Genomic DNA, 25,166 nt, shown 5'->3' on the forward strand with positions numbered 1-25,166 from the left:
TTATCTTTTAACCGATGCTTATATGAGCGTCAACCTATTCGGCGACTTGTCGTAGGTGGGATGTTTGGCAAGTCTCCATGCGATACCCCGATTGGTAAACGCTGCGTAGACGCAGGCCATGACGGCCATCCAGTTCCAGCTTGCGGCGTAGGCGGCTAACGTGGGTGTCAACGGTACGCGTCGAAACATCCCCTTTAATACCCCACACCAGCTCTAGTAAGTGGGCACGGGTAATGAGCTCACCAATTTTTGAGAAGAAGAGGGTGGCTAACCGATACTCTCGCTCGGTTAAATCAATGGCGTTGCCCGCGACGCTGATATAGTGCTCTTCGGTGTGCAGTGTAAAGGTCTCAGGGCAAGTCGATGCTGGGCGCGGTGTGGCATACCCTGATCGTCTACCTAGTGCGCTTACCCTGGCAATGAGCTCACTGGGGCGAAGGGGTTTGGCAAGAAAATCGTCTGCGCCCTGTTCGAGTGCTTTAACGACGTCGTCTTCGCCTTGGCTGGCGGTAATAAATAGGATTGGGCCGCGCCAACTGTCGTGTTGGCGCAGGTGGGCAACGACATCCATGCCGTCGCTGTCGGGGAGGCGCCAGTCGATAATAAGCAGGTCAAAGGTGTGCTGCTGCGTCGCGCGGCGAAGCTCGCTGGAGCGACTAAACAGCGAAACTTGATGTTTTGCCGTCAGTAGACACTGCTCAATAAAAGCCTGCTGGTCGAGGTCATCTTCAAGTACGCCAATATGCATGCTGATTTCCCGTATTATCGTCTTATAAATGTCACACCCGTCGAAGCGGCAAACTCATACGTTAAGTTTAGTTGATGATGATGCGTTGACACAAAGGTTCACAGTTTATCCGCAGACGGCCGATATATACTCATCGCACTATTAATCGCTAATACCGAGGTGCAGCCCAATGCGTCGTTCTTTGGTTCTTAAATTCAGGGAGGGCATCGTCGCGTTGGGTATGGCCTTGCTGTCATCCCAGGCTATTGCCTTGGAAGTACCTGAAGGCCCGGTGATATTGGTAGTGAGTGGAAAGGTGGGGCAGACTAATGTCGGTGACGAAGCCCATTTTGATAAAGCGATGTTAGAAAGCTTAGGGCAGCACGAAACGATTACCCGTACGCCCTGGCACGACGGCGTGATTGGCTTCTCTGGCCCCTTGGTGCGAACTATTCTGGAAACCGTCGATGCTGAGGGAGAGGATATTCGTGTAGTAGCGTTGAATGAGTACGCCGCGACAGTGCCCATCAGTAATTTTGAGAATTACGATGTCATTCTTGCCATGCAGGCAAACGGTAAAGCGCTGCGAATTCGCGACCAGGGACCGCTGTTTGTCATTTACCCTTTTGACCAGCATCCCGAGCTGCTAGATGAAGAGATATTTTCGCGCTCTGTGTGGCAGGTGGCGCGCATCGACGTTGAATAAAATAATCGGACAATTGCCATGCTGGCCTTATTGAAGTTCTATTTTTCCCGCAGCACCAGGGTCGCTACATTCTCAGCGATCCTTTTTTTTCTTTCAGCGCTAACCACCGGCGGGGTTATTTATAACCGTCAGCATGCGTTGGAGAACCGCCTGCTCGAAAACTTATTATGGGCCGGGTATCAGTTTGATCGAGAGGTGCGCGAATTGCGCCTCTCGCTATTCGAAACGAGTGCAGGGAACGCTACGGTTGATGACGTGTTGCTGCGTTTTGAAATTCTCTTCAGCCGACAGTCACTTTTTTTTCAAGGTGAAATAGGAAAAATCGTGGCGAAACTTGAGGATATTGAGGCGGTCATTAAACAAACTCAAAGCCGCATTTTAGAGATGGATACCCTACTCGAAACGGTTTGGGACAGCCCTACCCAGTTAAATAGCGAGTTAACGGCTACCCTCCTACAGCAAACGGCGGAGCTACAGCAACTCACCGGTAACATTTTGATCGAAACCAACGCCCATGTTTCCCATCTACATAGTGAAGAACACCGCGCATTGACGCGTCTCTACGGATTGGTGCTGTTGCTTATTGTCCTGTTAATGTTTTCTGGTGGCATGCTGGTTCGCGCGCTGATTCTGGAAAGCCGTTCAAGTGATCAAAAGGCACAAGCATTAGAAGCCAAGGGAAAAGAGCTGAACGAGGCCGCCAAGCAAGCAGAGAAAGCGAGCCTGGCAAAATCTGAGTTTATGGCGGTGATGAGCCATGAAATTAGAACCCCGTTAAATGGCGTCGTAGGTATGGCGGATTTGTTAAGCGAGGAGGTTAAAACAACAAGTGCGAAGACTTATCTCGCGGCGCTTAAGCGCAGTGCAGAGAGCCTACGCGCGGTGATCAACGATATTCTCGACTACACCAAAATTGAGTCGGGTCGCCTCGACCTGAATATCCAGCCTTTTGATCTTCACCAATGCATCGACCAGCTTTGTGAAAGCTACGCTCTACGCGAACCGAAGGCGAAGGTCACCTTTAGTTATGCTATCGACCCGGCGCTGCCCCGCTATGTGTTGGGAGACATCGCGCGGCTGCGCCAAGTCATGATGAACTTAATCAATAATGCCTTGAAGTTCACGGAAGAGGGGTTCGTTAAGTGCCAGGTAAAACCTCTTGGAGACGATAATATTTTAGTGGAGGTGCACGATACTGGCTGTGGTATCACGGAAGCGGATCAAGCGCAGCTCTTCTCGGCGTTCTCGCAAGTGGATACCTCCATGGCGCGTCGTCACGAAGGCACCGGGCTTGGGCTCGCAATCTGTAAGCGCTTGGTCGATGCCATGCAGGGCGAGATAGGTGTTAATAGCCAGCAGGGGCTCGGTAGTCGTTTCTGGTTCACCGTCAGCCTACCGGAAACCGAACCTTTGACCATTTACCAAAGCGGTGAACACCCGCCAGCAATGACCCCCCATCACCATATCTTGGTGGTAGAAGATAATCCGCTAAATCAAACGGTGGCACGCGTCATGCTTGAGCGCCTTGGTCAGCAGGTGACGGTTGCAGATAACGGTCAGGAGGCGCTCGATCAGTTGAAAGCTGACCATGGTCGATTTGATTTGGTGTTAATGGATATGCAGATGCCCAAGCTGGATGGCACGGAAACTACCCAACGCTGGCGTGATTATGAAACTGTGCATCAACTGCCTAAGCTGCCCATAGTGGCGATGACCGCCAATGTGATGCCTGAGCACCGCGAGCGCTGCATGCAAAGCGGTATGGACGATATGATCCATAAGCCTTTTACCCGCGATGAGTTGCATCAGGTGATCTGCCGCTATCTCTCAAACGACGAAAGCGTTGATTCTGACAGCATTCGCGCTGCTGCTGCTCCTGCTAAAAAACCTGAATCGCTGGGCGATAGCGCTGGGGCAGTGCAAGTACTCGATAAGCGTCTCTGCGAAGAGCTGCAAAGTACCTTTGAACCCAAGGCACTGGATGCGCTGCTAACCACGTTTTTAAAACGGTTTGGTGAGCGTATCGCTCGCCTGAATGCCTACTGGCAGTTAGAGGATCGACAGGCCTTATGCCAAGAAGCCCATTCACTAAAAGGAGCCGCTTCCTCTCTAGGCTGTGCCGCGATTGCTGAGCAAGCAAGCCAATTGGAGCAAGCAGCGCTAAAAGCTCCACTTAGCGAATTGACCGTCTATCTGGAGCGTTTAGTTGCTCTTGAGGCCATTACTCAGCTGGCTTTGGAGCAAGAAAGTATGCTCGTTTGATGGGTTGTTGGTGCGGAAGGTGAGTATTCGCGCAACCAAGTGTTGAAAGCATCCGCGGTCAACGGATGAGCGATACAGTAGCCTTGTCCAACCGTGCATCCAGCTTCAACAAGCTGGGTGAACTGTGCCGATGTTTCGATGCCTTCGGCGACTACAGTCAGCCCCAGGCGTTTGCCTAAGTCGATAATCGACTCTGTTATTACCAGTGCTTCTTTGTCCTGATCGATCAGTGAGACAAAGCTGCGGTCAATTTTGAGCTCGCTGAAAGGCAACCGATAGAGCTGTGTCAGCGAAGAGTGACCGGTACCAAAATCATCTAGCGCCAGTTTGCAGCCCCGTTGTCGCAATGCTTTGAGCACGTAGCAAGCGTAACCCAAACACTCAACCTCCGCCGTTTCAGTGAGTTCCAGGGTGATCTTGCTAAGAACAGCATGATGCTCTTGGGTGAGTCGATCAAATGCTTCGAGTACGCCTTCTGCTTGAATAAAGGCCGCCGGTATATTAATTGAGACGTTTAAATCCCACCCTAGTGACAGCCATTGGGCTTGCTGCTTGATGGCAAGCTCAATAACGTACCAAGTGAGTGGAAGCATCAGGCCGTTTTGCTCTGCTAGAGGAATAAAACTGTCGGGGTATAGCACGCCGCGTTGAGGGTCTTGCCAGCGTACCAGCGCTTCAACGCCAATAACCTGACCGTGTTGTGTGCCTTGCTGGAGGTTTATTTGGGGTTGAAAAGCTAGAAATAGCTGTTGTTCACGTATGGCCTTCGCCAATTCATCGCCCGTAGGCGTTTTGGGCGCTTTTTTTAATGGCCCAAGGAATGTCGTTAGACCGGTGAGCAGCTTGGATTTAGATAGGAAACCGAGCATTTTCAAGCCTTTTGCTTCACCTGCTGCAAGAGCATGCGCGGCAGTTTCTTCCGTGCAACTACTAATTAATAAAATTGAAGCGTTTAAGCGTAAATCATACAGATATTCCAGAATATCAAGGCTGGTAAACTCACCTAGCCCGATATCAAGCAAGATCAGCTCGACATTGAGCAGGTCAGGTTGGCGCACCAGCTCGCCAAAACTACTTGCCGTCATCACCTGATAACCGTGTTGGCGTAATAGCATTCTGCCCAAGAGTTGGACGTTACAATCATCATCAATAATTAAAGCATCAGACAGCATACGCGTACCTTTGACGATTACGATGAGCGGCTGTGGTTAGACAAAGCGCTTGCTGAAATGGATACACATTATATAAGCCGGTAATAAAACTTCCTTGGGCTCAGCGTAAGTCCAAGGAAGCATAGAAAACTAAAGGAGGTTGCTTAGAACGACTCCCACTCAGGTTGCTGTGAGCTTGGCATACGACGCGGGGCAGCAGGCGTAGGCGAGGGCTTCTTCATCGTAGAGGCAAGAGCTGGTTTGACAAGAGCAGGTTGCTCACTAGCATTGCTGAGTTTGAATGCGCCCACTAGCACGCCCAGCCGGTCAGCTTGCTCCCTTAGCTCCGCCGCCGCAGCGCTGGACTCTTCCACCATGGAGGCATTGTGTTGGGTCATGCTATCCAGTTCGTTGACCGCGTCGTTGACTTGGCCAATACCCACACTCTGCTCCTTAGCTCCGGCGCTAATTTCAGCTATTACGTCGGCCACACGCTCGATGCTTTTTACCATCTCCTGCATGGTGGCTCCGGTTTGTTTCACTTGGTCAACGCCCGCCTTTGTGCGGCTTAACGACGTATTGATCAGAGTGGCAATGTTTTTGGATGCATCACTGGAGCGGCTGGCTAATATCCGAACCTCTTGGGCGACCACTGCAAAGCCTCGGCCATGCTCACCCGCGCGGGCGGCTTCTACCGACGCGTTCAGCGCCAGGATGTTGGTTTGAAAAGCGATGCTATCAATTAGGCTGACAATGTTACTGATTTCAGAGGAAGAGTCGTTGATCGTATCCATGGTCTGCTCAACGCTGTGCATGGAGTGCAAGCCCTGCTGAGCGAGGTCGCGGGTTGAAAGTGCCAGCTGGTCAGCTTGCTGGGCAGAGTCAGAGGCGTTGTTGACCACCGCCGCAATTTCCTCCATTGAAGCAGAGGTCTGCTGTAAATTCGCAGCAGCTTGTTCTGTGCGTGATGCAAGTTCTTGGCTGCCTTTAGCAATTTCATTTGAGGCATGCTGTAGGCTAACAGTACTGCTGCTAACTGACTGTAGCGTATCGTCAATACGTTTAATGAAAGCGTCAAACTGTTGTGCCAATTCACCAATTTCATCACGGCGTTGGCTCTCAATCCTCGCGGTTAAATCGCCATCACCTTCGGTGATCTCCTTAATACGCCCACTGATTTGACGGATAGCCCGCGACATCATTAGTGGCCCTAATAGTGCAATAAGGGTTGCCGCTATAAAAATGATTAAAGCAATGATGATAGTAGAGGTTTGCTGTACTTTGATTCTATCAACAACGGCTGCTTCTGCTTGATTAATGGCGGTCTCAGTATTCATGCCTGACACATCATATACATCGCGTAGTGCACTAAAATTAGAAAGTGATGAGCCGGAGAGTGTAGCGAATGCTGCCGCACTATTGCCGCTTTGATGCAGCTCAAATACACGTGTTGCCTCTTGTTGCCAATTGCTATACAAGGTTTCAAAGTTGTCTAGCTGCGTGGTTAATTCTGGGTAGTTCTGCATATATTCGGCATAGCGATGCATGCGATCGTAAGCCTGTTGTGAATTCTCTTCGAATTCGGCGATTAGCGCCGATGCGCGCTCTGTGCCTGGGTCTGCTAACAGGTACTCAATCTCAGCTACCCGAGCTTGGTACAGGTCTCTATCAGCATTGAGTACGGTGGAGCTAGCAGGAATATAATTTTTAATAAACGTGTCTAAGCGGCCCTTTACCATGTTAACGAGCAGCGCATCGGCTATGACAATAACCAGTAGCGCTAAGGCGACGCTGATAAATGCAAGAGCATACTTAAATTTTATCTGATGAAGGCGGTTCATATTGGCCACTCCTGTGGTGTATTACGATGAAAGAACCTTACCTTTAAAGGGTTAGCGGGAGCGACAATTTTGTAACGCTTGTGACGTTTGTTCACGTTCCAGATTTTAATTAGCGTTGTAACGATTTAATCATAATTGTAATAAGAATTGTTTATGTTTAAGTGGTTATTTATAACCTGCTGCTTGTAGTTGGAATAGTTTTGCATAACGGCCGGCCATGGCAAGGAGCTCTTCATGGGTGCCACGTTCAATAATATGTCCTTGATCAATAACTAGAATGAGATCAGCGCTGCGCACTGTGGAAAAACGATGGGAGATCAATATCGCCATTTTATCGCGGCTGTGTTCGCGAAAGCGGGCGAATATTTCGGCTTCTGCAGCTGCATCCATGGCGGCGGTGGGTTCATCCAGCACCAATATGTCAGCGTTTTCGCGCATATAAGCTCTTGAGAGGGCAATTTTTTGCCACTGGCCGCCGGAGAGCTCCTGGCCATTTTTAAACCAACGGCCAAGCTGGGTTTTGTAGCCGCTAGCCATGCGGGTAATAAACTCATCCGCCATACCGTGACGAGCGGCGTTCTGCCAACGTTCTTGGTCGTTAAAGGCATGGGTATCGCCGACGCCCAGGTTTTCGCCCACCTGCAACTGATAGCGCACGAAGTCCTGAAAAATCACGCCGGTGCGCTCACGTAGCGCCTGAGTGCTCCAATCCCGCAGATCGCTACCATCTAACAGAATTCGGCCTTGAGTTGGGTGATAGAGTCGCGTGAGTAGCTTGATCAGAGTGGTCTTGCCCGAGCCGTTTTCACCTACTAAAGCCAGGCTCTGTCCAGGGCAGAGGTGCAGCGATATATCGTGGAGAACCGGCTCTTGGAGAGAAGCGTCGCCGCCAGGGTAGGAGAAGCTAACGTGTTCAAAGCGTAGCCCGTCTCCGGGCAGTGCACCCTGAGTGAGTGTGCCGTTCTCTTCCTCCACTGGTTGTTCCAGATACTCATAAAGATTGGAGAGGTAAAGGTTGTCCTCATACATGCCGCTGATCGCGGTCAGGCTGGCGGAGAGCGCGGCCTGTCCCTGCTTGAAGACCATCAGGTACATGGTCATCTGGCCGAGGGTAAGCGCCCCGGCAATCGTTTCAATGACCACCCAGGCGTAGGCGGCATAAAAGGTTAAGGTGCCAAGCAAGCCGAGCAGAAACCCCCAGCTCTCTCTGCGCAGCGTTAAGCGCCTGTCCTCAGCAAACAGCTGGGTAAAAATATCCCGGTAGCGCTTAAGAAAGAGTCCTTCAAGGCCAAACAGCTTGACCTCTTTAATGCTGTCTTCCCGTGCCAGCACCGTCTCTAAATAGATCTGCATACGGGTTTGCGGTGAGCGCCAGCGAAACAGCCGAAAGGCATCGCCCGAGAATTTGGCCTCTGAAATAAATACCGGTAGGGCGCCTGCCACTAAAATCAGCAGCGCCCAAGGGGAGAACTGCACCAGCAGCACACCAAAGCTGCCCAGCGATATAGCGTTTTGCAGCAGGCCAAAGGTTTTATTCACCAGTGCAAGGGGGCGCGTAGACGCTTCACGCCGCGCTCGCGTGAGCTGGTCGTAAAGCTCTGAATCTTCAAACTGGCTAAGTGACAGTTGTCCCGCTTTCTCCAGAATCATCACATTGACCTTCTGTCCCAGCAGCGCACGCAGCAGTGACTGTTGGGCTGAGAGGCCGCGCTGGGCCAGGGCAATGAGCGCAATAATCACGGCTTCAATCCCCACCAGCGTTAGTACCGGTTTGATGGACGCTAGCAGGTCGGGATCTGAGGCTGCTTGATGAGACTCCATCGCACTTACGACCCCGTCCACAATCAGTTGGCCGACCCAGGCGGCCACGGCAGGCAGAACCCCCGCCACCAGCGTGCACAGTGCCAGCCCGAGCATCATCCAACGGGAGGTTTCCCAGACTAAGCCAAGTGCACGACGGCTATAGCGAAATACGCCAAAAAAGCCGCTTAGCGGTGAGGCGGGGGAGGTTTGAGAAGAGGGTGGCGGTGACATAGTGAAAAAGGCAAAACTCTAATAAAAAAGAGCAGCCATAATGCTGTGATTGAGAGGAGATAGCTAGCTAACAACCGCCGGTTGCCTTCAACGGCAACACGGCGGAGACGCAGTTCAGTGGTGAGCTGTTACCAGGGGAGCACAGCTCCATCGGTGCGTGGCTCGGTACCCCCTTGGAGTACACCGGTGTCAGGATCGCGAAGAATGATTTGGCCACGGCCAAAGCTGATTGAGTCGGCGACTTTGACGATGTCGTGGCCGCGGCGTGCCAGGGCAAGCGCTAAGTGGTTGGGGAAGTCGGCTTCCACTTCGATGGTTTTGCCTTTGGTCCATTTCCAACGTGGCATATCCAGCGCCGCCTGAGGATTCAGTTGATCCTCTAGCATCGCTGTTACCACCTGTACATGGCCTTGGGGCTGCATATAGCCGCCCATCACGCCAAACGGCCCAACGGCTTGGTTATCTTTAGTAATAAAGCCTGGGATGATGGTGTGATAGGTGCGCTTGCCGGGGGCTAGCGCATTGGGGTGCTGCGGGTCGAGGGAGAATGACCAGCCACGGTTTTGTAGACTTATGCCGGTGCCCGGCACTACGATGCCAGAGCCAAAGCCTTTAAAATTACTTTGAATCAGCGACACCATATTGCCATCGTTGTCAGCCGTTGCCAGGTACACCGTGCCGCCCTTAATAGGGTTACCGTGGACGGGATCAACGGCCTGTTCGCCAATCAGTTCGGCACGCGATTTCAAATAATCATCGTTTAGCATCTGTGCAATGCTGGGGCGCATAGCGTCGAGGTCGGTGATATGAGCAAAGCCATCAACGTAGGCAAGTTTGGTGGCTTCAATACGACGGTGCAGCGTTTCGACTCGATCTCGCCCCTCTTCGCCTAGATGTTCCAACATGCCTAGGGCTTGCAGCACAATCATACCGCTCCCGTTGGGAGGAATTTCCCAAATATCATGGCCTTTGTAGCGCACGCTAATCGGGTCGACCCACTCTGGCTGGTAAGCTGCTAGGTCTTCTTTGCGTAATAGGCCACCGTGTTCGCGGGAAAAGGCATCAATGGCCTCGGCCAGTTCGCCCTCATAGAATGCTTTGGCGCGGCTGTCAGCAATCGCTTTTAGGCTTTTCGCATGGCCTTCGGAGCGCCACAGCTCACCGGGCTCCGGCGCACGCCCTTCGGGAGCAAACGTATCAAACCAGGGTTTGAAAGAAGCCTCATCGTAAGCCGAGTAGGTGTTGAAGGCTTCTTTCCACATTTGATGAATGACGGGAGAAACCGGGAACCCTTCATCGGCCAGTGCAATCGCAGGCGCCAGCAACTCTGCGAACGGAAGTTTGCCGAAGCGCTCAGATAGCGCCGCCCAGGCAGCGGGCGCACCGGGTACCGTTACAGGAAGCATGCCGTGGTTGGGCATTGTGTCATGGCCGAGGGCTCTTAGCGCTTCAATGGTTGCCGCTTGTGGAGCAGGGCCACTAGCATTAAGGCCATGCAGTTTGCCCTCGACCCACACAATGGCAAAGGCGTCGCTGCCGATCCCATTTGAGGTGGGCTCCACCACCGTTAATGCAGCTGCCGTGGCAATGGCTGCATCAATCGCATTGCCACCTTGCTGCAAAATGCTAATACCTACCTGCGCAGCTAGCGGTTGTGAGGTGGCGACCATGCCGCGTTTACCGAACGTTGCCATCCGGCGCGAGGCGCTGGGGTAGTAGAGTGCATCTTGTTGCATATTAGAGTCCTTTTAAGCGCTGGATCTTGCGATCTTGATAGAGCGAAAACAGAATAGAGGCGACGGCTAACGCTAAGAAAAGTGCAGAGAGTGGTCGAGTTAAAAAGGTCATCCAGCTTTCATTAAGCTCAAGAGCTCGGAAGAGCTGTCGCTCCAGGTTATCGCCAAGTACTACGCCGAGTATCAGAGGCGTTAGCGGTACTTCAGCTTTCCAAAGCAGGTAGCCGATGATGCCGAAGATAAATAGCACCCAAATATCAAACAGGTTGTTATTCAGGGCATAAGCGCCAATGGCACACAGCATTAGCACAACAGGAACGAGGATCTGTTGAGGAATCAACGATATTTTGGCGAACCAGCGCACTAGCAGCAGGTTGCAAAGCACCATGACCACCGCACCGATCAGTAAGCTGGCATAAATAGCGCCCACCAGCACCGGGTTTTGCTCAAACATCATTGGCCCAGGCGTAATGCCGTGAAGAATCAACACGCCCATCATGATCGCCATAGGCAAATCGCCTGGTATGCCCAATGCCAGCGTGGGCACAAATGCACCACCAGCCACCGCGCTATTGGAGGCTTCAGACGCCACGATGCCGCTGGGCGTGCCAGTGCCAAACTTCTCTGGATGTTTTGAGAATTTCTTGGCTTGGTCGTAACTCAAGAAATTTGCCACGGTGCCACCCGTGCCGGGGAGTGCCCCCACTAAGCTGCCTATGAGTGAAGAACGCAGCGTGTTGAGCTTTTGTCCCGCCATATCTTTGATTATTTGGCCGTAGGGAATCGTTACATTGGTATCGATTTTTTTGGCTTCGCTACTCTCATCCTTCAATTTCTCAATATTTCCAAGTAGCTGTGAAAAAGCAAATATACCGATCATTACGGGAAGAATTTCGAAGCCAGACCCCATTGCCGGTAGGCCAAAATCAAAGCGAAGATTGCTGTTGCGGTCATAGCCAACAGTGGTAATCAAAAGCCCTAAAGCAGCGGCCATCAGGCCTTTGAGCAGAGCGCCGCTAGAGAGTCCTGCCACAAGTGTCAGAGCGAAAACAATCAAGGCGGTAATTTCCCAGGGGCGGAAATTCATACTGAAGCTAGCAATTAACGGTCCGAAAAAAACCAGTACTGCAACGCTTATCAAAGTGCCTAAAAAAGAGGCCGCCACACCAATGCCCAAGGCTCGGCCAGGCTCACCTCTCTGAGCCATCGGATAGCCGTCATATACGGTGGTGATTGAGGAGGGCGTGCCGGGGATCCCCAGCATAACGCCCGAGACGATCCCGCCTGAATAACCGCCTACAAACACACCAACCATCAGTGAAACGCCGCTTACCGGATCCATAGCAAAGGTAAAAGGGAAGACCACCAGGATGGCCGTAGTGACGGTAAAGCCTGGGATGCTACCGCCAATAATGCCAAACAAAACACCGATTACAATTAGGCCCATCACCGAGGGAGTACCGACCTCAGCGAGTGCTTGGAGAAAAAAATTGGTCATTATTTACTCCGCAGATTAGGGCAGCCAGACATTTAAGCCATAGCGGAACACCACAAATATCACGAGCGTCAGAGTGACGCTCAAGGTGAGATTAATGATCCATTTTCGCCGCGTATCTATACCCATAAGTAAAGCGAGTGAGGCGACTAAGAAGCTTATAGTGGTTGCGATATACCCCACTGCTGGGAGAAGTGCTGCATAAAGCCCAAACAGTAGAAACAGAGCGAGTATGGTGCGCCGGCTTTTAAACCACTCAGCAACAAGCTGCTTTGCGCTTGCTCGCTCAGGTGCTTTTACTAATAAGGAACGCACTAGTATCAGCAGTGAGAACGAACCGATCACTACCAACAAAATACGTGGGAAAAGTGCTGACCCATAAGGTTGCCAGCTGGTCGGTGGGGCAATGCTTCCTGACTCCACCCACATGACAGCCACAATCAAGAGCAGCGCCAGCGCCAAGGCGCGGTCTTTCGTTAGCATAAGCATTAGCGATGCCTCCGGTAGTTCTAGCCCCCGTACTTACGAGGGCTAGAGGGTGCGCCCTCAGTTCTGGAAATCGATGTTCTCGGCAGCGGCGGATAGTGCTGCTTCGTTTTCATCCAGAAACGTTTGGTAATCATCACCGGCCAGAAAGCGAACAACAGAGCCAAACTCATTTTCAATGCGGCTCTGTACTTCTTCATTTTCCAAGGCCTGTCCGTAAGCGTCAGCGATGGTATCTAGGACTTCTTGCGGAGTACCTTTGGGAGCAAAAATACCTCGGCTGGTGGAGTGATCCATCGCGATGCCTTGTTCTCGCAGGGTGGCTACATCTGGCATGCTATCAAGGCGCTCTGGATGAGCGATGCCGAGCGCGCGGAAGGTGCCATCTTCAAAAAAAGCACCGCCAGAAGGTAAATTGAACATTGCGAAATCAACTTCTTCCGCCATCAGAGCCGATACCTGTTCACCAGTATCTGGATAGCCGACTAGGCGTACGTCGGCCATATCAATGCCCGCCTCCTGGAAGAATTGGGCCCAGAAGAAGTGGTCAGTGGAGCTAGGAATCATACTGAAGCGCACTTGACCTGGGTTTTCGCTCACGTAATCAGCGATTTCATCAGCGCTCTGTACGGGGTGATTAGCATGGGCGGTTGGGATATTGATGGTTTGGGTAAGCAGCGCGATAGGTTCGAAAGCATCAAATGAGTAGTCGACGGTGCCCGCTAGCTTTGAAAGTGCAATGGTGTCGTGGCTACCGAGGAGTGTGTAGCCATCGGGTTCTGCGTCTTTTACATTGCGAGACCCAAGGGTAGCCCCTGCTCCTGCCATATTGACCGGAACGATGGATTCTCCCAGGTTCTTTTCTGCTTCCTGAGAAATCAACCGGAAGAGGATATCTGTTGCTCCGCCAGGCCCGTAAGGAATGATTAAGCGAATATCCTGCTCGGGATAGTCAGCTTGTGCGGTAGTGGCAATAGCCAAGCTAGACGCAAGTCCGATGGCTGCGAGGGTAGTGCTTAGAGTAAAAGTTGAACGCGTCATTCTTATACACCTTTATAGATTGAGGTTGGTGTTGTGGATTGCCGCCCTTAATGCAGCGGCGTAGTGAGCGCGTGATCCCTTTAACGGGTTATTGTTATCTAATAGATACATCTGCCAATGAGCGTTAGCCGAGAAAGACCCCCCCATAAACCAGGGCGCCCATAACCACAAAGGCGGGGTGCGTTTTGAAGCGAATCAGTGCAATAGCGGCGACTATGCCAATGATCAGGGTGTGAATCGTGCCGCTGGTGTTAAGGCTCTCGAGCAGAAACCCCAAGGTCAGCCAGGCCATCATCATGGCGATGACAGGGCGCACCCACTGGCTCATGCGCTTAACCCGGGGGGAATCTCGGTGACGGTATAGCAATCCTAGCGCGCCTAACATCAACAGCAGGGTGGGGATCACGGTAGCGGCCACAGCGATGAAAGCGCCGCCAATGCCTGCTACTTCATAGCCTACATAGCCAGCCATTTTGGTGGCGATAGGGCTAGGCAGCGCGTTACCCAAGGCTAATGTTTCCGCGAAGGTTTGCGCGGTCATCCAGCCATACCGGCCAACCACTTCGGCTTCGATTAGTGGGATAATGGCTGGGCCGCCGCCATAGCCGATAATGTTTGGGATAAAAAACGCCAGGAAGAGATCCCAATAAATCATGTCGTCCTCTCCGCTTTTTTGTTACCGGCAGGGCGCAGGAGAGCGGCAATTAGAATGGCGCCAATCACCCAGCCAGGGTGAATGCCAAGCCAGTAGATCAGCCCGGCGGCAATGATGGCCATGGCTATACTGACCAGCCAGCCAAGGGCAGCCTGGGATTTATCAAAAAAGTCCCAGGTGAGTTGCGCCATCATCACCATGACGACGGGCACTACCGCTTGGCCCATACCGCGAATCCATGCCACATCGCGGTAACGGCTGAAAATGCCTAACATGACAATCATCGCCACAATCATTGGTACGATGATGGCAATTACGGCAGCGATACAGCCGACGACTCCACCTACACGATAGCCAATATAGCCGGGCATCTTGGTGGCAATGGGGCCAGGTAAGGTATTGCCAATTGCCAGCACATCGGCAAACTCTTCATCGGTTAGCCAGTGGTAGCGGGTGACGACCTCGGCGCGCACTAAAGGAATCATGGCGGGCCCACCACCGAAACCAAAGATGCCGACGCGGAAAAAGGCCCAGAATAGTTGCCAGGAGACAGCGGGTGGTTTCATGAATGCATATCCCGCAAAGTCGACGAGGAGATCAGAAGCATACCCAGACCTTATTTATCGTTTGTAGGTTAAAAAATCGATTATCTTGTCTAAAATAGAATATAGGTAGTGCCCGACCCAACGTCAACACTCAAAACAGAATGGACAGCGGGAGCTAAGGTAAACAAAGGACATCGTGATGAATAATTCTCTACCTACGTCAGCCAAGTCACTAGGGCCAGTGGGGCCAGTGGGGCCAGCGGGTACCGCATCAAGTCGCGTGTTTGATCATTTACGCAAGGATTTGGTGGGCGGGCGTTTTGTGGCCGGTGAAAAGCTCGCTATCAATGCGCTCAAAGAGCGCTATCAAGTCGGCTTGAGCCCGCTACGAGAAGCGCTCAATAGATTGGCAGCTTATGGGTTGCTGGTGCAGGAGAATCAGCGCGGCTTTCGGGTGCCGAAGTTGTCGCGGGATGAGCTGGACGATATTACCCAAATGCGTCTGGAAATGGAGGGGATGGCGCTAGAGCGAGCTATTGCTAACGGTGACTCGCTTTGGGAGGCTGATTTGCTTGCCGCCGCGCATCGCCTGAAACGAGCCGATATAACCCTGGATAAAGGCGAAGAGTGGGAGCATCTGCATACACAGTTTCACCGTACCCTGGTGGCGCCGTGTGGGTCAGTCTGGTTATTGCGTTTTATTGAGCAGTTACACGACCAGTTCGATCGCTACCGCCGTTTGGGGCCCAAAATGCCGACGATACGTCAAGAGCTGGACGAGCAGCATCATCAGCTGGTGGAGCTGGCGCTACAGCGCGAGGCTAAAGCAGCGCGTGAATTAATGGACGACCATATCCATAAATCCTATGAAGTCGCTCTGAAGCGCTACCAAGAGCATGTGTAGTTGGGTATGAACAGTTGGTAAACTGCTGCGCACAGTGTGTCGGTCATCGCCGACCCAATAAGTAAAGAGGGTGCTATGCACGCAGATAACCAACACGCAGATTACCGAGTAGCCGCGCAAACGCTGAACTGGGTGCGCACCTTCATTGTCGCCCACGACATTTGCCCGTTCGCTCAACGTGAGCTAGCGCGTGACACCATCCGCGTTGAAGTAGTGCGCTCCAAGAAGATCGAAGTGGCACTTGAGGAGCTGATGGTGGAAGTCCAGTGGCTGGATGAGCATCCAGAAACAGAAACGACGCTGCTGGTATTCCCAACGCTCTTTAAAAGCTTTGATCACTACCTGGATTTTGTTGAGCTGGCAGAAAGCATTCTTGTCGACCAGGGGTACGAAGGGGTCTATCAGCTCGCCACTTTCCATCCCGATTACTGCTTCGACGGTGCTGAGCCCGATGACGCCTCTAATTATACCAATCGTTCTCCCTACGCCATGGTGCATCTGTTGCGCGAAGAGAGCGTCGAAAAGGCGATCGAGTTTTACGGCGATACCGACGCGATACCTGGGCGCAATATCGCTAAGTTAACGGCGATGGGCAGTGCCGCCGCGGAGCAGCAGTTGCAGCACTGTTTTGACGTAAGCGACTAAGGCTTGTGAATCACGAGCTGATGTTTACCTTTGCTTTTAGCCGCATACAGAGCGCTATCTGCAAGTTGTAGCACCGTTTCAATATGCAGGCCGTGGTGCGGCCACCAAGCGGCGCCCAAACTACAGCCCACGTGGGCGCGTTTATTTTCGGGTAATAAAATCGGTTGGGCGATAGCCGTAAGTAAACGCCTACTCACTTCGTGGGTAAGCATTTCCAGGTACTCCTGCTTGGTTTTGAGCACCATTACGAATTCATCACCACCCAGGCGCGCCACAACATCGCCACTGCGCAAGGCGTTTTTCAGGCGCTGGGTAATCTCAATAAGTAGCAGATCCCCTGCATGGTGGCCCAGTTCATCGTTGACCCGTTTGAAACCATCCAGATCGATATACATGACCACCATGCTTTGCTGGTTTCTTTCCGCTTCCGGAATGGCCAACTGCAGGTATTGATTAAGAAAGGCGCGATTAGGAAGCCCCGTTAGCGGGTCGGTATTGGCTAGATCCTCTAAACGGTTAATCGTTTGACGTTGATCCAGTAGTCGGCTAACCATGTTACGCATAGAGGTCGATAGACGTTTCATTTCTGGAGAGCCGTTTTCAAGAGGAATACAGTCGGCTTGCTCGCCATCCTGTATTTGATCGGCGGCGCTGGCTAAGCGGGTGAGGGGAGTTACCATTCGAGAGGCAATCATCCAACCAATCATTGCAAATAGCAGCGCCAGGAGAGTGCCGATGCCCATAATGGCTGTCTGCAGTTGCTCCACGGGGGCAAAGGCCGACGCAATGGGATTACGGGTAATCGCTATCCACCCCAATCCAGGAAAGTCCTCAAAGCCACTGCTGCGCGCATAGCCGGTGACAAATTGTTCGCCATTGGGCCAGGTTTCAATGGCCCATTGTGGCGATATATTGGTGGGGCCAGGTATGTGCCTAAGGCTGTCTAACGATTTTCCCATCAGCGCCTTTGGCCCTAGCAGTACGGTACCACCGGCTGAAAGGAGTAGTATTTCGTTATTTTGCCGCTTCTTCGCGGGCGAAAAAATGGATTGCTGGATATATTCGGCCCACTCCCAACTCAGGTGTACTGCCAGAACGCCCTGTAGTTCCTCGTTGCGGTCATATACCGGGGTCGCAATATCGACAAACTGGAGCTCTTCACCGCTAGGGTTAGGCAGCAGTTGAGCGAGTAGCACTGCCTCATGAACATCGCCTATCCAGAGCGACTCGCGTCCTTCAATAAACACGGGCCTTTGCGCGATTGAAACGCCTTCTAAAATTCCCCCAGTAGCTGCTTGAACAGTACCTTCGGGGTCAGTAAATCCGATCCACGACACAACGTTATAGTTGTCTTGTAAACGCTCCAGCTGTTCCCTCAGCGCGCTAGGGTTCGTATCAGTAGTGAGCGCCTGCATACCCAACAGTAGTTTTACCTCTTTTATGCGTGCGTCCATGTTGCGATCCAGCTTATCCACCATTTGGTAAGCTGCTTCTGAGGCGGCATTACCAATATTGGCTTCCATTTGCTGAGCCGACTCTCGCGACGCCACCCAGCCAAGTAGCAGAGTCGTGGCAAACACCAGTGTGGCAATCAAAGCGATAAACCGCGAGCGCAGCGAGAAGCGCGAGAACAACCAAGCATGCACAGACATAATTAGCCATCACCGATAAGGGGAGTTGCTTAATAGCGTATTGTGATTAGGTGAAGGAAAGTACCTTATCCTGGAGGCTTTTGCATTTAACTGATTGTGAATTTTTATTAACTTAAGCGGTGCTTCAATGAGAAAAGGGCCAGCATTGCTGGCCCAAATGGAGGAACTAAAACTCTTCCCAATCTGGCGTGGCACTAGGCAACTTTTTAGATGGATAAGAGTGAGCTGCTGCAAAGGCATGCTGTGAAGTAGTCACGGTGGGGATCGTACCCTTATTAGCTGCTCGCTTCAGTTTGAAGGTCGTGACTAACTCGGCCAAACGAGTAGCTTCATCCTGGAGTGAGGCTGACGCGGTGCTGGTTTCTTCAACCAGCGATACATTTTCCTGGGTCGCGGAGTCCATCTGGGATACCGCGGTGCTGACTTGGCTAATGCCCGACTCCTGCTCCTTTGCAGCTAGAGCAAGCTCTTGCATCATTTCCGTCACTTTGCGAATAGCTTCGTTGATATCTGCCATATCATGGCCATTTTTCGCTGCTTGCTCTGCGCCGACGACAATTCGCTGTGAGATATCTTCAATCATAGTGCGTATCTCTTTTGACGAGGTGGAGGTCTTTGTTGCTAATGAGCGCACTTCACTGGCGACCACCGCAAACCCCCTGCCATGTTCACCTGCACGAGCAGCTTCTACCGAGGCATTCAGTGCCAAAATATTGGTTTGAAAGGCGATAGAGTCAATCACCTGAACAATGTCATGGACTTTGTGCGAGGTTTCTTCTAATTCCCGCATCAGTAGGCTGGTGCGTTCAGATGCCTGCTTACCACTATTCGCCTGTTGCGCGGCGTCCTGGGTCAATTGCTGTGCTTGACTGGCAGTGTCAGCGTTCTGCCGCACAATTGATGAAATTTCATCCATACTTGCGGCGGTTTGCTGCAAAGCTGCGGCTTGTTGCTCTGTGCGTGAGGCGAGGTCTTGGCTGCCGCTAGCAATTTGCTTCGAGCTAGAGGCGACGGCCTCGCTACTTTGATTAAGCGTACCGATCATCTCTTCCAGGCGCTCCTGCATATCTTCCATGGCACTATAAAGACGGCCAATCTCGTTACGCCCTAGGACGTCGATATGACTTGTCAAATCTCCCTTTGCAATGTTTTCGCATATTCTGACGGCCCGCTGGAAAGGGTTAATAACAAGCCGATTAATTACTATTTGCACAACAACGTAGAGCACAATCGCGGTTAAGATGAGAACGCCTACGGTAATGCCAAAAATGACGCTTTCGCGCTGTGCTTCAGAGTGAACTTGGTTACCTCTACTCAGTGCATAATCATTAAAATGACTGATCGCAGTGCTAAAGCTGGAGAACTTCTGATTAATGGGGTCACGGTATTCATCCAGTGCCTCATAACGCTCATTGGCTAAATCACTTCGTAAGGTGTCAGTGACAATAAGGTTGTAACTATCGACAATTTCATCGATTAGTGGGCGACGATCAGAATCACTTGGGAGCTCAAGGCGAGTAAGTTCTGCGATACGTTGGTCGGAGTTCTCCAAACCCACCAGTGCTTCTCCTAGCGCACGCTCAGCATAGTTTTCGTTGCCATTGCGGTAGTGCTGTGACATACGCTCTAGCCTTACCCGTACTTCCATTAGGTTTGTTTCTGCACGGTTAGCAGCACTCGCTTGTTGAGCGCTGATCTCATTGATTTCTGCCAGCAGCTTTGCAGCTTCGCGTTCCGCCATGGCGCCCATGCCACCCAAAAGGATAAGCATGGCTAAAAGCACAATCAGTGCCCCAGCAATCACTCTCTTAACGGATATGTTTCGCATTGATACTTCTCCTAATACTCCCCGCACCTGAATTGGTGCTTAGGGGAGTTTTAAAAGGTATCAATTGACCGTTAACAACAGCGGCTTGATTAACTTATCTTTAGTTTGTGATATTAAAAAATGCTCAATCACGATAAAGTCGTATAGTTAAATGTTTTTTTTTAACTTGCTGTGGAATATCTTTGATAAACAGTTCTTTGGTAAAGATCTGTTTGGTAAGTGTATTGCCGCTAAAGCGCCTTATACATCACATAGGTGTCAACAAAGCCATGGCGCGCATGGCGGTAAGCGTTAGGCACGGTACCCACAATGCTAAAGCCAAGCTTTTGCCATAAGGCGACGGCCACTTCATTGGTGGCCACTACGGCGTTGTACTGCATGGCTAAAAACCCAAGTTCACGGGCCTGCTGCTGGGAGTGCTCACACATGGCACGCGCTACGCCTTTGCCCCGTGCGGCGGGGGTCACCATATAACCACAGTTACATATATGATCGCCGGGGCCAGCCGCGTTAGCTTTTAGGTAGTAAGCGCCCAGCAGTTGGCCATTTTCATCTTTGGCAACCACACTGGCGTTTGGCGTTTTACACCATAGATCGCGGGCGGCTTCAAAGCTGATATCCGGAGCAAACGCATAGGTCTCTTGCGCTGCAACAATGGCCTGGAAAGTAGGCCAGAAAGCAGCAAAATCGTCATCCGTTACTGGGGAAAACGTGAGTGTGGTCATAACTATCCTGTGCAGCTAAGCGCTTATCGGGCGACCTCAGCCACAATCTCGTAGCTCCGTAGACGGTCGGCGTGGTTGTAAAAATCGCTATTAATCATCAGTTCATCGGCACCCGTGCGTGCTTGGAACTCCTCAAGCTCTGCTTTAACCGTCTCTGGCCCGCCAATGATGGCCGCGCCTAAAAATTGGCTGACTTGGGCCTGTTCCATCGGCGACCAATCGAGCTGCTCAACCGGCGGCTGTGACTGAGTCGGCTTGCCGCGAATAAGGTTTAAAAACTTCTGCTGTGCTGTTGTGGCCAGGTAATGAGCCATCGCATCGCTCTCTGCGGCCATCACGGGTAGTCCGACCATGGCGTGGGGCTTATCCAGGTGCTCCGAGGGGCGGAAGTTATCACGGTATAAGCGCAGCGCTTCAAATAAATAGCCCGGCGCGAACTGAGCCGCAAACGCGAAGGGCAAGCCCAGTTTGGCTGCCAGCTGCGCGCTGTAACCGCTGGAACCGAGCAACCAAATAGGCACATGGGTGCCTTGGCCAGGCACTGCTTTCACGCGCTGTTGGGGCTCTGCATCGGCTAAGTAGCTGCGCAGCTCATTCAGCAGCTGTGGAAAATCATCGACCCCTGCGTGGGCGTTGCGGCGCATGGCCTGCATGGTGGCACCGTCTGAGCCAGGCGCACGGCCTAAGCCCAGATCAATACGACCAGGATAGAGCGTTTCCAGGGTGCCGAACTGCTCAGCAATCACTAGCGGCGGATGGTTAGGCAGCATAATCCCACCGCTGCCCACGCGGATGGTGGATGTTTGCCCCGCTATGTGGCCAATCAGAACAGCGGTGGCTGCACTGGCAATGCCGGCAATATTGTGGTGTTCGGCGAGCCAGTAACGGGTATAGCCTAGCCGCTCGATTAATTGCGCCAAGGCGACACTATCCCGGAAGGTCTCTGCGGCACTGCCGCCCTGGCGAATAGGCGCCAGATCGAGGACGGAAAGTGCCGTGGAAGCTAGTTGGCTCATGGGTCACCTGCAAATTAATTCGTGGGCGCGTAGCGTGAAAAATTACTTAGCGCGCTTGGTAATTACACGTTATGCGGCCAGTGTAGATGAATTGCAAGGTGTTGCCTGCTTAGGTGTACATTGGAGTAGTGCTAATCCTCACTCAAGCGGCGGTGTGGGGCGAATAAGGATTTCATTGACGTCTACATGGGCAGGCTGAGCAAGCGCATACACCACTGCATTGGCGATGTCGCGATCTTCGAGGGCATGGGCCGGCGGTTCATCAAAAAAGGGGGTGTCGACCATCCCTGGTTCAATCAGCGTCACGCGCATGCCAGTGCCACGGAGTTCTTCACGAAGGTTATAGCCGATGCCCGTTACCGCCCATTTGGTCGCGCTATACATAGAGCCTGGGATGGTCGTGCGGCCTGCCGCTGAGCCGGTGAGCAATACATGGCCTTTGCTGCGTTTAAGGGCGGGCAAACAAGCTTGAATAGTGAGGCCCACCCCATAGATATTGGTGAGAATCATCTCACGCCATGCTTCGTGGTCGGCTTCACTAAAGCCGCCGGGCGAGCCACCACGACCAGCGTTGGCAAAAATGCCATCCAGACGGCCAAAGGTTTCCAGTGCTTGCTCAACCATGGCCTGCTGCTGTTCCATATTGGTCACGTCCAGCCCGCAGGTCAGCACGTTTTCCGGCCCTAGCTCTTGCGCCAGTGCGGTGAGCTTGTCGCTAGAACGTGCAGCGAGTACTAACTTATAGCCTTCACGCGCGGCTGCACGGGCGGTGGCTGCGCCAATACCGCTAGATGCGCCGGTGATTAATAGCACGCGGTGTTGCATGGGGGTGCGCTCCTTGCTTGGTCAGTCAAGTGAGCTTTTAGCATGGCTAAGGTGACAGCATACTGCAAATATAGGCTTAACCAGCTTGATACTGTGCTGCTAACTGACGGCTAACGGGAACCCCATCTACTTTACGCTTTAGCATCTTTACGTTTTAGCATTGCGGAGAGATCGAGAATAGCTTGGGCCATATCCGCCATGCTTTTGCTTTGATCCATCGAGGTTTTACGCAGAAAGCGGTAGGCCTCCTCTTCGCTCATTTCCTGATGAGCCATGATCAGGCCCTTGGCGCGTTCAATCAGTTTGCGTTCTCTTAGCGCTTTGCGGGTATTTTCGAGTTCATCGCTAAGCCCCTGTAAGCGACTGGCCTGTGCCTGGGTGAGCTCAATCAGAGAGCGACCTAATGGTGAGGTTAAGGCGTTGGCGGTCAAATCACCTAACGGTTGCCCATCATTAAGCGCCAGCAGCTGTTCGCACGGAGCCGGTGCATACGTATAAGGCTGCGTTTTAGCTTTCTCTAAAGCATCCTCGGCTTGAGCAATTTTGCGGTGGCAAAGCACGCTCAGCTGTGAGATTAGCGCATCTTCCACCATTTTCATTGAGTCGATACGCAGAGTCGTCAATTCGTACCAAGTTTCACCCAGCTTGTCAGGTGTCTCTTTGGGCGGAGATTGCGTTGCCGACGAGCGCTGGCAGGCGATATCGCGCAGGTGGCAAATACCTGACAGCGTGCGCGGGGAAAGCTCCTTTTGCCATGCCTGCTGCGCTTCAGGTGTCGCAAACTCTACAAAGGTGTCAAAGCAGCGCTGCTGATCTGTCATTAGCTGGTTAAGCAGGGCACGGTGGGGCTCGTCGAAGTGACCATGGGTAAAACCAAAGGCGCCGCAGGCGCGCTCTTGGCCCGCCAACTCCTTGCCTTGCATCAAGTGGAAAATGGCTACTAGCGTACGGGTGATGTCGGGATCGATAGAGGTGTCAGCGGCCTCAAATACAATGGATAGCAGTCCGCTGGTCAGCTGGTTAAAGGCCTGAGTCGCCGCATCGGGCGTGATTGCAAAGGTGTCAATGGCTTGGCGAAGGGCGCCAAGTTCGTCAAGCGCATACCAAACGGCGGCGATCCGGCGCAGTAAGCGCGCGGCGGCCTGGGGACGGGCCTCCTCGCTGAGCGCTTCCAGCCGTTGGCGCATTAATGTTTCGGCTTGCTGGCTGTGCTGCCGGTAGGTATCGCGGCGGGTTTTGAAACGTTGCCCCTGGGAAACCAGGTAAATCGTCGATGCGCCCCGTTCACGCTGGAGCATATGAATAAAGCGACTGATGTCGCCAACAATATCGACGGTGGTGGCAAGGTGAGTAAGGTTGTCGATATCGCAACGAATGGCGGTTAAGAGCAGTTGCTGCGCTGAAGACATAGAAAGTTCCTTAGTGGCTTGCCACCTAAATGAATACACTCCCATACTGCTAAGTAGCTAGATGGGAGTGTACGCGAGTGTACTGGAAAGCGTTTAACGTAACGACAGAGCGCCCGCGCCTACATCATCACCTACTGCGTCGCTATACGCTTTAGCCTCTTCTGCTTCGGTAGCATCGCTAAAGCGTACCAGCAACACACATGAAGCCAGGATCAGTACCGTAAGGCCTAAATAGAACAGACCTTGCTGATAGGTCAGGCTTTCGCTGCGGAACAGAAAGGCAGCGCCTACAGCGCCCACGTTACCGCCAGCGCCAACAATCCCTGCGACAGCTCCCAAAGCTTTTTTGTTAATAAAGGGGACAACACCGTAGGTAGCGCCTTCAGCCATCTGCACAAATAGACTGAACACTAGCATGATGCCAATTGCGAGGCTCAAGACGTGCATCTGCGAGAACGCCACCAGCGCAATACCTTCGCAAACCAAGGCAATAAACAGCCAACGAACGCGTCCTTTTAGCCCCCCTTGCTTAGCGAAAAGATCCGAGAAGACGCCGCCAAGGGTACGCGCAAAAATGTTCATTAACCCGAACAAACCAGCGATCAGACCCGCTGTGGCCAGGGTAAGGTCAAATTTATCAAAGAAGTAGATGGCGGCGATATTGTTGATCGTCAGCTCCACGCCAAAGCAGAGACCATAGACAACGAACAGCGCCCAAACACGAATATCCTTGGCGGCGGCTAGAAAGCTTTGCGCGGCACCATTTTCGCCTGAAGCTTCAGGCAGTTCACCCCGTGCACGTAGATCGCTGAAATTACCGTTGGGCGCATCCTGGGTGAAGAACCAGTAGCCAATGCCGGTGAAGAACATCACTACGCCAGGCACCATCATCGCCAAGCGCCAGCCAAAGGCTTCATTAACGCCCAGCATCAGCATGCCAGAGAAGATCAGGGGCATCAGAATTTGCGTCGTGCCGCCACCCAAGTTGCCCCAACCCGCGCTGGTTGCATTGGCGGTGCCGACCACATTGGGGGCGAACATCATCGACGTGTGGTACTGGGTAATCACGAAGGAGGCGCCAATAGCTCCAATGGCCAGGCGCGCCAATAGAAAGGTTTCAAAACTGTCGGCCAAGCCAATGCCCATCACCGGGATAGCGCCCAGCAGCAGTAGCCCGGTATAGGTTTTACGCGGACCGATACGGTCACATAGCACGCCAATCGCTAGGCGCACAATCACCGTGATCGCCACCGAAGCAATAATCGTATTGCCGATTTGTGTTTGGGTTAGTGAAAGATCTTCACGAACGATCGCCATGAGGGGGGCGATGCCGAACCAGCCGAAGAAACAGATATGAAACGCGAACCATGAGAAGTGGAAAGCTCGCATCTGAGGGGTAGAGAAGTTAAATAACCGAATGCGGTTGGCTTTGTTGCGTATGTCCATGGGATGGCCTCACGGGGCATAAAACGAGTTGATCGCT

At 52.4% G+C, this 25,166-nt stretch carries 21 protein-coding genes; 4 read left to right on the forward strand and 17 right to left on the reverse strand.

Features of this window, described 5'->3' with window-relative positions; all coding sequences use genetic code 11:
• Positions 1 to 34 precede the first annotated feature (34 nt).
• Entirely contained in the window at positions 35 to 748 is a 714-nt protein-coding gene (locus SR894_RS04445; protein WP_223287838.1) for a response regulator transcription factor, read from the reverse strand.
• A gap of 169 nt (positions 749 to 917) precedes the next feature.
• Here SR894_RS04445 and SR894_RS04450 point away from each other — a divergent pair, with 169 nt between their 5' ends.
• Together SR894_RS04450 and SR894_RS04455 are read left to right on the forward strand one after the other, a co-directional pair.
• On the forward strand, positions 918 to 1,433 hold the full coding sequence (locus SR894_RS04450; RefSeq protein ID WP_166650359.1) for a putative pterin-binding protein: 516 nt from the start codon (positions 918 to 920) through the stop codon (positions 1,431 to 1,433).
• Between the two features lie 18 nt (positions 1,434 to 1,451).
• Positions 1,452 to 3,695 (forward strand): ATP-binding protein, encoded by a 2,244-nt coding sequence (locus SR894_RS04455; protein WP_223287837.1) that lies wholly within the window; start codon positions 1,452 to 1,454, stop codon positions 3,693 to 3,695.
• Here the strand turns inward: SR894_RS04455 and SR894_RS04460 are convergent.
• The 9 genes from SR894_RS04460 to SR894_RS04500 all read right to left on the reverse strand — a co-directional run bounded on the left by SR894_RS04460 (position 3,659) and on the right by SR894_RS04500 (position 14,700).
• Entirely contained in the window at positions 3,659 to 4,867 is a 1,209-nt protein-coding gene (locus SR894_RS04460; RefSeq protein ID WP_223287836.1) for an EAL domain-containing response regulator, read from the reverse strand. The two genes, SR894_RS04455 and SR894_RS04460, sit on opposite strands and share 37 nt — an antisense overlap.
• Before the next feature lie 143 nt (positions 4,868 to 5,010).
• The gene (locus SR894_RS04465; protein ID WP_223287835.1) at positions 5,011 to 6,687 is read right to left on the reverse strand and encodes a methyl-accepting chemotaxis protein; all 1,677 of its coding nucleotides are present in this window, start codon (positions 6,685 to 6,687) and stop codon (positions 5,011 to 5,013) included.
• A gap of 165 nt (positions 6,688 to 6,852) precedes the next feature.
• Positions 6,853 to 8,721, reverse strand: coding sequence for an ABC transporter ATP-binding protein (locus SR894_RS04470; protein WP_223287834.1), 1,869 nt, complete (start codon positions 8,719 to 8,721; stop codon positions 6,853 to 6,855).
• Between the two features lie 128 nt (positions 8,722 to 8,849).
• On the reverse strand, positions 8,850 to 10,457 hold the full coding sequence (locus tag SR894_RS04475; protein ID WP_223287833.1) for a gamma-glutamyltransferase family protein: 1,608 nt from the start codon (positions 10,455 to 10,457) through the stop codon (positions 8,850 to 8,852).
• A 1-nt stretch (position 10,458) separates the two neighbouring features.
• Positions 10,459 to 11,955: a tripartite tricarboxylate transporter permease gene (locus SR894_RS04480; RefSeq protein ID WP_223287832.1), complete on the reverse strand. Its 1,497-nt coding sequence runs from the start codon at positions 11,953 to 11,955 to the stop codon at positions 10,459 to 10,461.
• Between the two features lie 15 nt (positions 11,956 to 11,970).
• Positions 11,971 to 12,414 (reverse strand): tripartite tricarboxylate transporter TctB family protein, encoded by a 444-nt coding sequence (locus SR894_RS04485; RefSeq protein WP_244286517.1) that lies wholly within the window; start codon positions 12,412 to 12,414, stop codon positions 11,971 to 11,973.
• An 84-nt stretch (positions 12,415 to 12,498) separates the two neighbouring features.
• Positions 12,499 to 13,479, reverse strand: coding sequence for a Bug family tripartite tricarboxylate transporter substrate binding protein (locus tag SR894_RS04490; protein WP_166650358.1), 981 nt, complete (start codon positions 13,477 to 13,479; stop codon positions 12,499 to 12,501).
• Positions 13,480 to 13,603: 124 nt separating this feature from the next.
• The gene (locus SR894_RS04495) at positions 13,604 to 14,134 is read right to left on the reverse strand and encodes a chromate transporter (RefSeq protein ID WP_133731328.1); all 531 of its coding nucleotides are present in this window, start codon (positions 14,132 to 14,134) and stop codon (positions 13,604 to 13,606) included.
• Positions 14,131 to 14,700: a chromate transporter gene (locus SR894_RS04500; RefSeq protein ID WP_223287831.1), complete on the reverse strand. Its 570-nt coding sequence runs from the start codon at positions 14,698 to 14,700 to the stop codon at positions 14,131 to 14,133. The genes SR894_RS04495 and SR894_RS04500 overlap by 4 nt, the downstream gene beginning before the upstream one ends.
• 178 nt (positions 14,701 to 14,878) lie before the next feature.
• Here SR894_RS04500 and SR894_RS04505 point away from each other — a divergent pair, with 178 nt between their 5' ends.
• Both SR894_RS04505 and SR894_RS04510 read left to right on the forward strand, forming a co-directional pair.
• Positions 14,879 to 15,583, forward strand: coding sequence for a GntR family transcriptional regulator (locus SR894_RS04505; protein ID WP_223287830.1), 705 nt, complete (start codon positions 14,879 to 14,881; stop codon positions 15,581 to 15,583).
• Between the two features lie 75 nt (positions 15,584 to 15,658).
• Positions 15,659 to 16,228, forward strand: a complete 570-nt coding sequence (locus tag SR894_RS04510; RefSeq protein WP_223287829.1) for a DUF1415 domain-containing protein — start codon at positions 15,659 to 15,661, stop codon at positions 16,226 to 16,228.
• On the opposite strand, the gene SR894_RS04515 is transcribed toward SR894_RS04510, so the two are convergent.
• From SR894_RS04515 to SR894_RS04545, 7 genes are all read right to left on the reverse strand, one after another.
• Positions 16,225 to 17,880: a sensor domain-containing diguanylate cyclase gene (locus SR894_RS04515; protein ID WP_223287828.1), complete on the reverse strand. Its 1,656-nt coding sequence runs from the start codon at positions 17,878 to 17,880 to the stop codon at positions 16,225 to 16,227. The two genes, SR894_RS04510 and SR894_RS04515, sit on opposite strands and share 4 nt — an antisense overlap.
• 166 nt (positions 17,881 to 18,046) lie before the next feature.
• Positions 18,047 to 19,708: a methyl-accepting chemotaxis protein gene (locus SR894_RS04520; RefSeq protein WP_223287827.1), complete on the reverse strand. Its 1,662-nt coding sequence runs from the start codon at positions 19,706 to 19,708 to the stop codon at positions 18,047 to 18,049.
• Positions 19,709 to 19,938: 230 nt separating this feature from the next.
• Entirely contained in the window at positions 19,939 to 20,433 is a 495-nt protein-coding gene (locus SR894_RS04525; protein ID WP_223287826.1) for a GNAT family N-acetyltransferase, read from the reverse strand.
• A 23-nt stretch (positions 20,434 to 20,456) separates the two neighbouring features.
• A complete protein-coding gene (locus SR894_RS04530; RefSeq protein WP_223287825.1) occupies positions 20,457 to 21,449 on the reverse strand; it encodes an LLM class flavin-dependent oxidoreductase in 993 nt (330 codons plus the stop codon).
• Positions 21,450 to 21,587: 138 nt separating this feature from the next.
• A complete protein-coding gene (locus SR894_RS04535) occupies positions 21,588 to 22,274 on the reverse strand; it encodes an SDR family oxidoreductase (protein ID WP_133731320.1) in 687 nt (228 codons plus the stop codon).
• 131 nt (positions 22,275 to 22,405) lie between these two features.
• The gene (locus SR894_RS04540; protein ID WP_223287824.1) at positions 22,406 to 23,683 is read right to left on the reverse strand and encodes a nitrate regulatory protein; all 1,278 of its coding nucleotides are present in this window, start codon (positions 23,681 to 23,683) and stop codon (positions 22,406 to 22,408) included.
• A 93-nt stretch (positions 23,684 to 23,776) separates the two neighbouring features.
• Positions 23,777 to 25,129 carry a NarK family nitrate/nitrite MFS transporter gene (locus tag SR894_RS04545; RefSeq protein WP_223287823.1) on the reverse strand — a complete coding sequence of 451 codons (1,353 nt, stop codon included), beginning with the start codon at positions 25,127 to 25,129 and terminating at the stop codon, positions 23,777 to 23,779.
• Between the last annotated feature and the right edge of the window lie 37 nt (positions 25,130 to 25,166).

Source organism: Vreelandella neptunia (assembly GCF_034479615.1).
Classification (GTDB): Bacteria; Pseudomonadota; Gammaproteobacteria; order Pseudomonadales; family Halomonadaceae; genus Vreelandella; species Vreelandella neptunia.

Bases quoted from the DNA above. Each gene is read 5' to 3' on its own strand.
- SR894_RS04445 (WP_223287838.1), bottom strand. From the start codon at position 748: ATGCATATTGGCGTACTTGAAGATGACCTCGACCAGCAGGCTTTTATT.
- SR894_RS04450 (WP_166650359.1), top strand. From the start codon at position 918: ATGCGTCGTTCTTTGGTTCTTAAATTCAGGGAGGGCATCGTCGCGTTG.
- SR894_RS04455 (WP_223287837.1), top strand. From the start codon at position 1,452: ATGCTGGCCTTATTGAAGTTCTATTTTTCCCGCAGCACCAGGGTCGCT.
- SR894_RS04460 (WP_223287836.1), bottom strand. From the start codon at position 4,867: ATGCTGTCTGATGCTTTAATTATTGATGATGATTGTAACGTCCAACTC.
- SR894_RS04465 (WP_223287835.1), bottom strand. From the start codon at position 6,687: ATGAACCGCCTTCATCAGATAAAATTTAAGTATGCTCTTGCATTTATC.
- SR894_RS04470 (WP_223287834.1), bottom strand. From the start codon at position 8,721: ATGTCACCGCCACCCTCTTCTCAAACCTCCCCCGCCTCACCGCTAAGC.
- SR894_RS04475 (WP_223287833.1), bottom strand. From the start codon at position 10,457: ATGCAACAAGATGCACTCTACTACCCCAGCGCCTCGCGCCGGATGGCA.
- SR894_RS04480 (WP_223287832.1), bottom strand. From the start codon at position 11,955: ATGACCAATTTTTTTCTCCAAGCACTCGCTGAGGTCGGTACTCCCTCG.
- SR894_RS04490 (WP_166650358.1), bottom strand. From the start codon at position 13,479: ATGACGCGTTCAACTTTTACTCTAAGCACTACCCTCGCAGCCATCGGA.
- SR894_RS04495 (WP_133731328.1), bottom strand. From the start codon at position 14,134: ATGATTTATTGGGATCTCTTCCTGGCGTTTTTTATCCCAAACATTATC.
- SR894_RS04500 (WP_223287831.1), bottom strand. From the start codon at position 14,700: ATGAAACCACCCGCTGTCTCCTGGCAACTATTCTGGGCCTTTTTCCGC.
- SR894_RS04505 (WP_223287830.1), top strand. From the start codon at position 14,879: ATGAATAATTCTCTACCTACGTCAGCCAAGTCACTAGGGCCAGTGGGG.
- SR894_RS04510 (WP_223287829.1), top strand. From the start codon at position 15,659: ATGCACGCAGATAACCAACACGCAGATTACCGAGTAGCCGCGCAAACG.
- SR894_RS04515 (WP_223287828.1), bottom strand. From the start codon at position 17,880: ATGTCTGTGCATGCTTGGTTGTTCTCGCGCTTCTCGCTGCGCTCGCGG.
- SR894_RS04520 (WP_223287827.1), bottom strand. From the start codon at position 19,708: ATGCGAAACATATCCGTTAAGAGAGTGATTGCTGGGGCACTGATTGTG.
- SR894_RS04525 (WP_223287826.1), bottom strand. From the start codon at position 20,433: ATGACCACACTCACGTTTTCCCCAGTAACGGATGACGATTTTGCTGCT.
- SR894_RS04530 (WP_223287825.1), bottom strand. From the start codon at position 21,449: ATGAGCCAACTAGCTTCCACGGCACTTTCCGTCCTCGATCTGGCGCCT.
- SR894_RS04535 (WP_133731320.1), bottom strand. From the start codon at position 22,274: ATGCAACACCGCGTGCTATTAATCACCGGCGCATCTAGCGGTATTGGC.
- SR894_RS04540 (WP_223287824.1), bottom strand. From the start codon at position 23,683: ATGTCTTCAGCGCAGCAACTGCTCTTAACCGCCATTCGTTGCGATATC.
- SR894_RS04545 (WP_223287823.1), bottom strand. From the start codon at position 25,129: ATGGACATACGCAACAAAGCCAACCGCATTCGGTTATTTAACTTCTCT.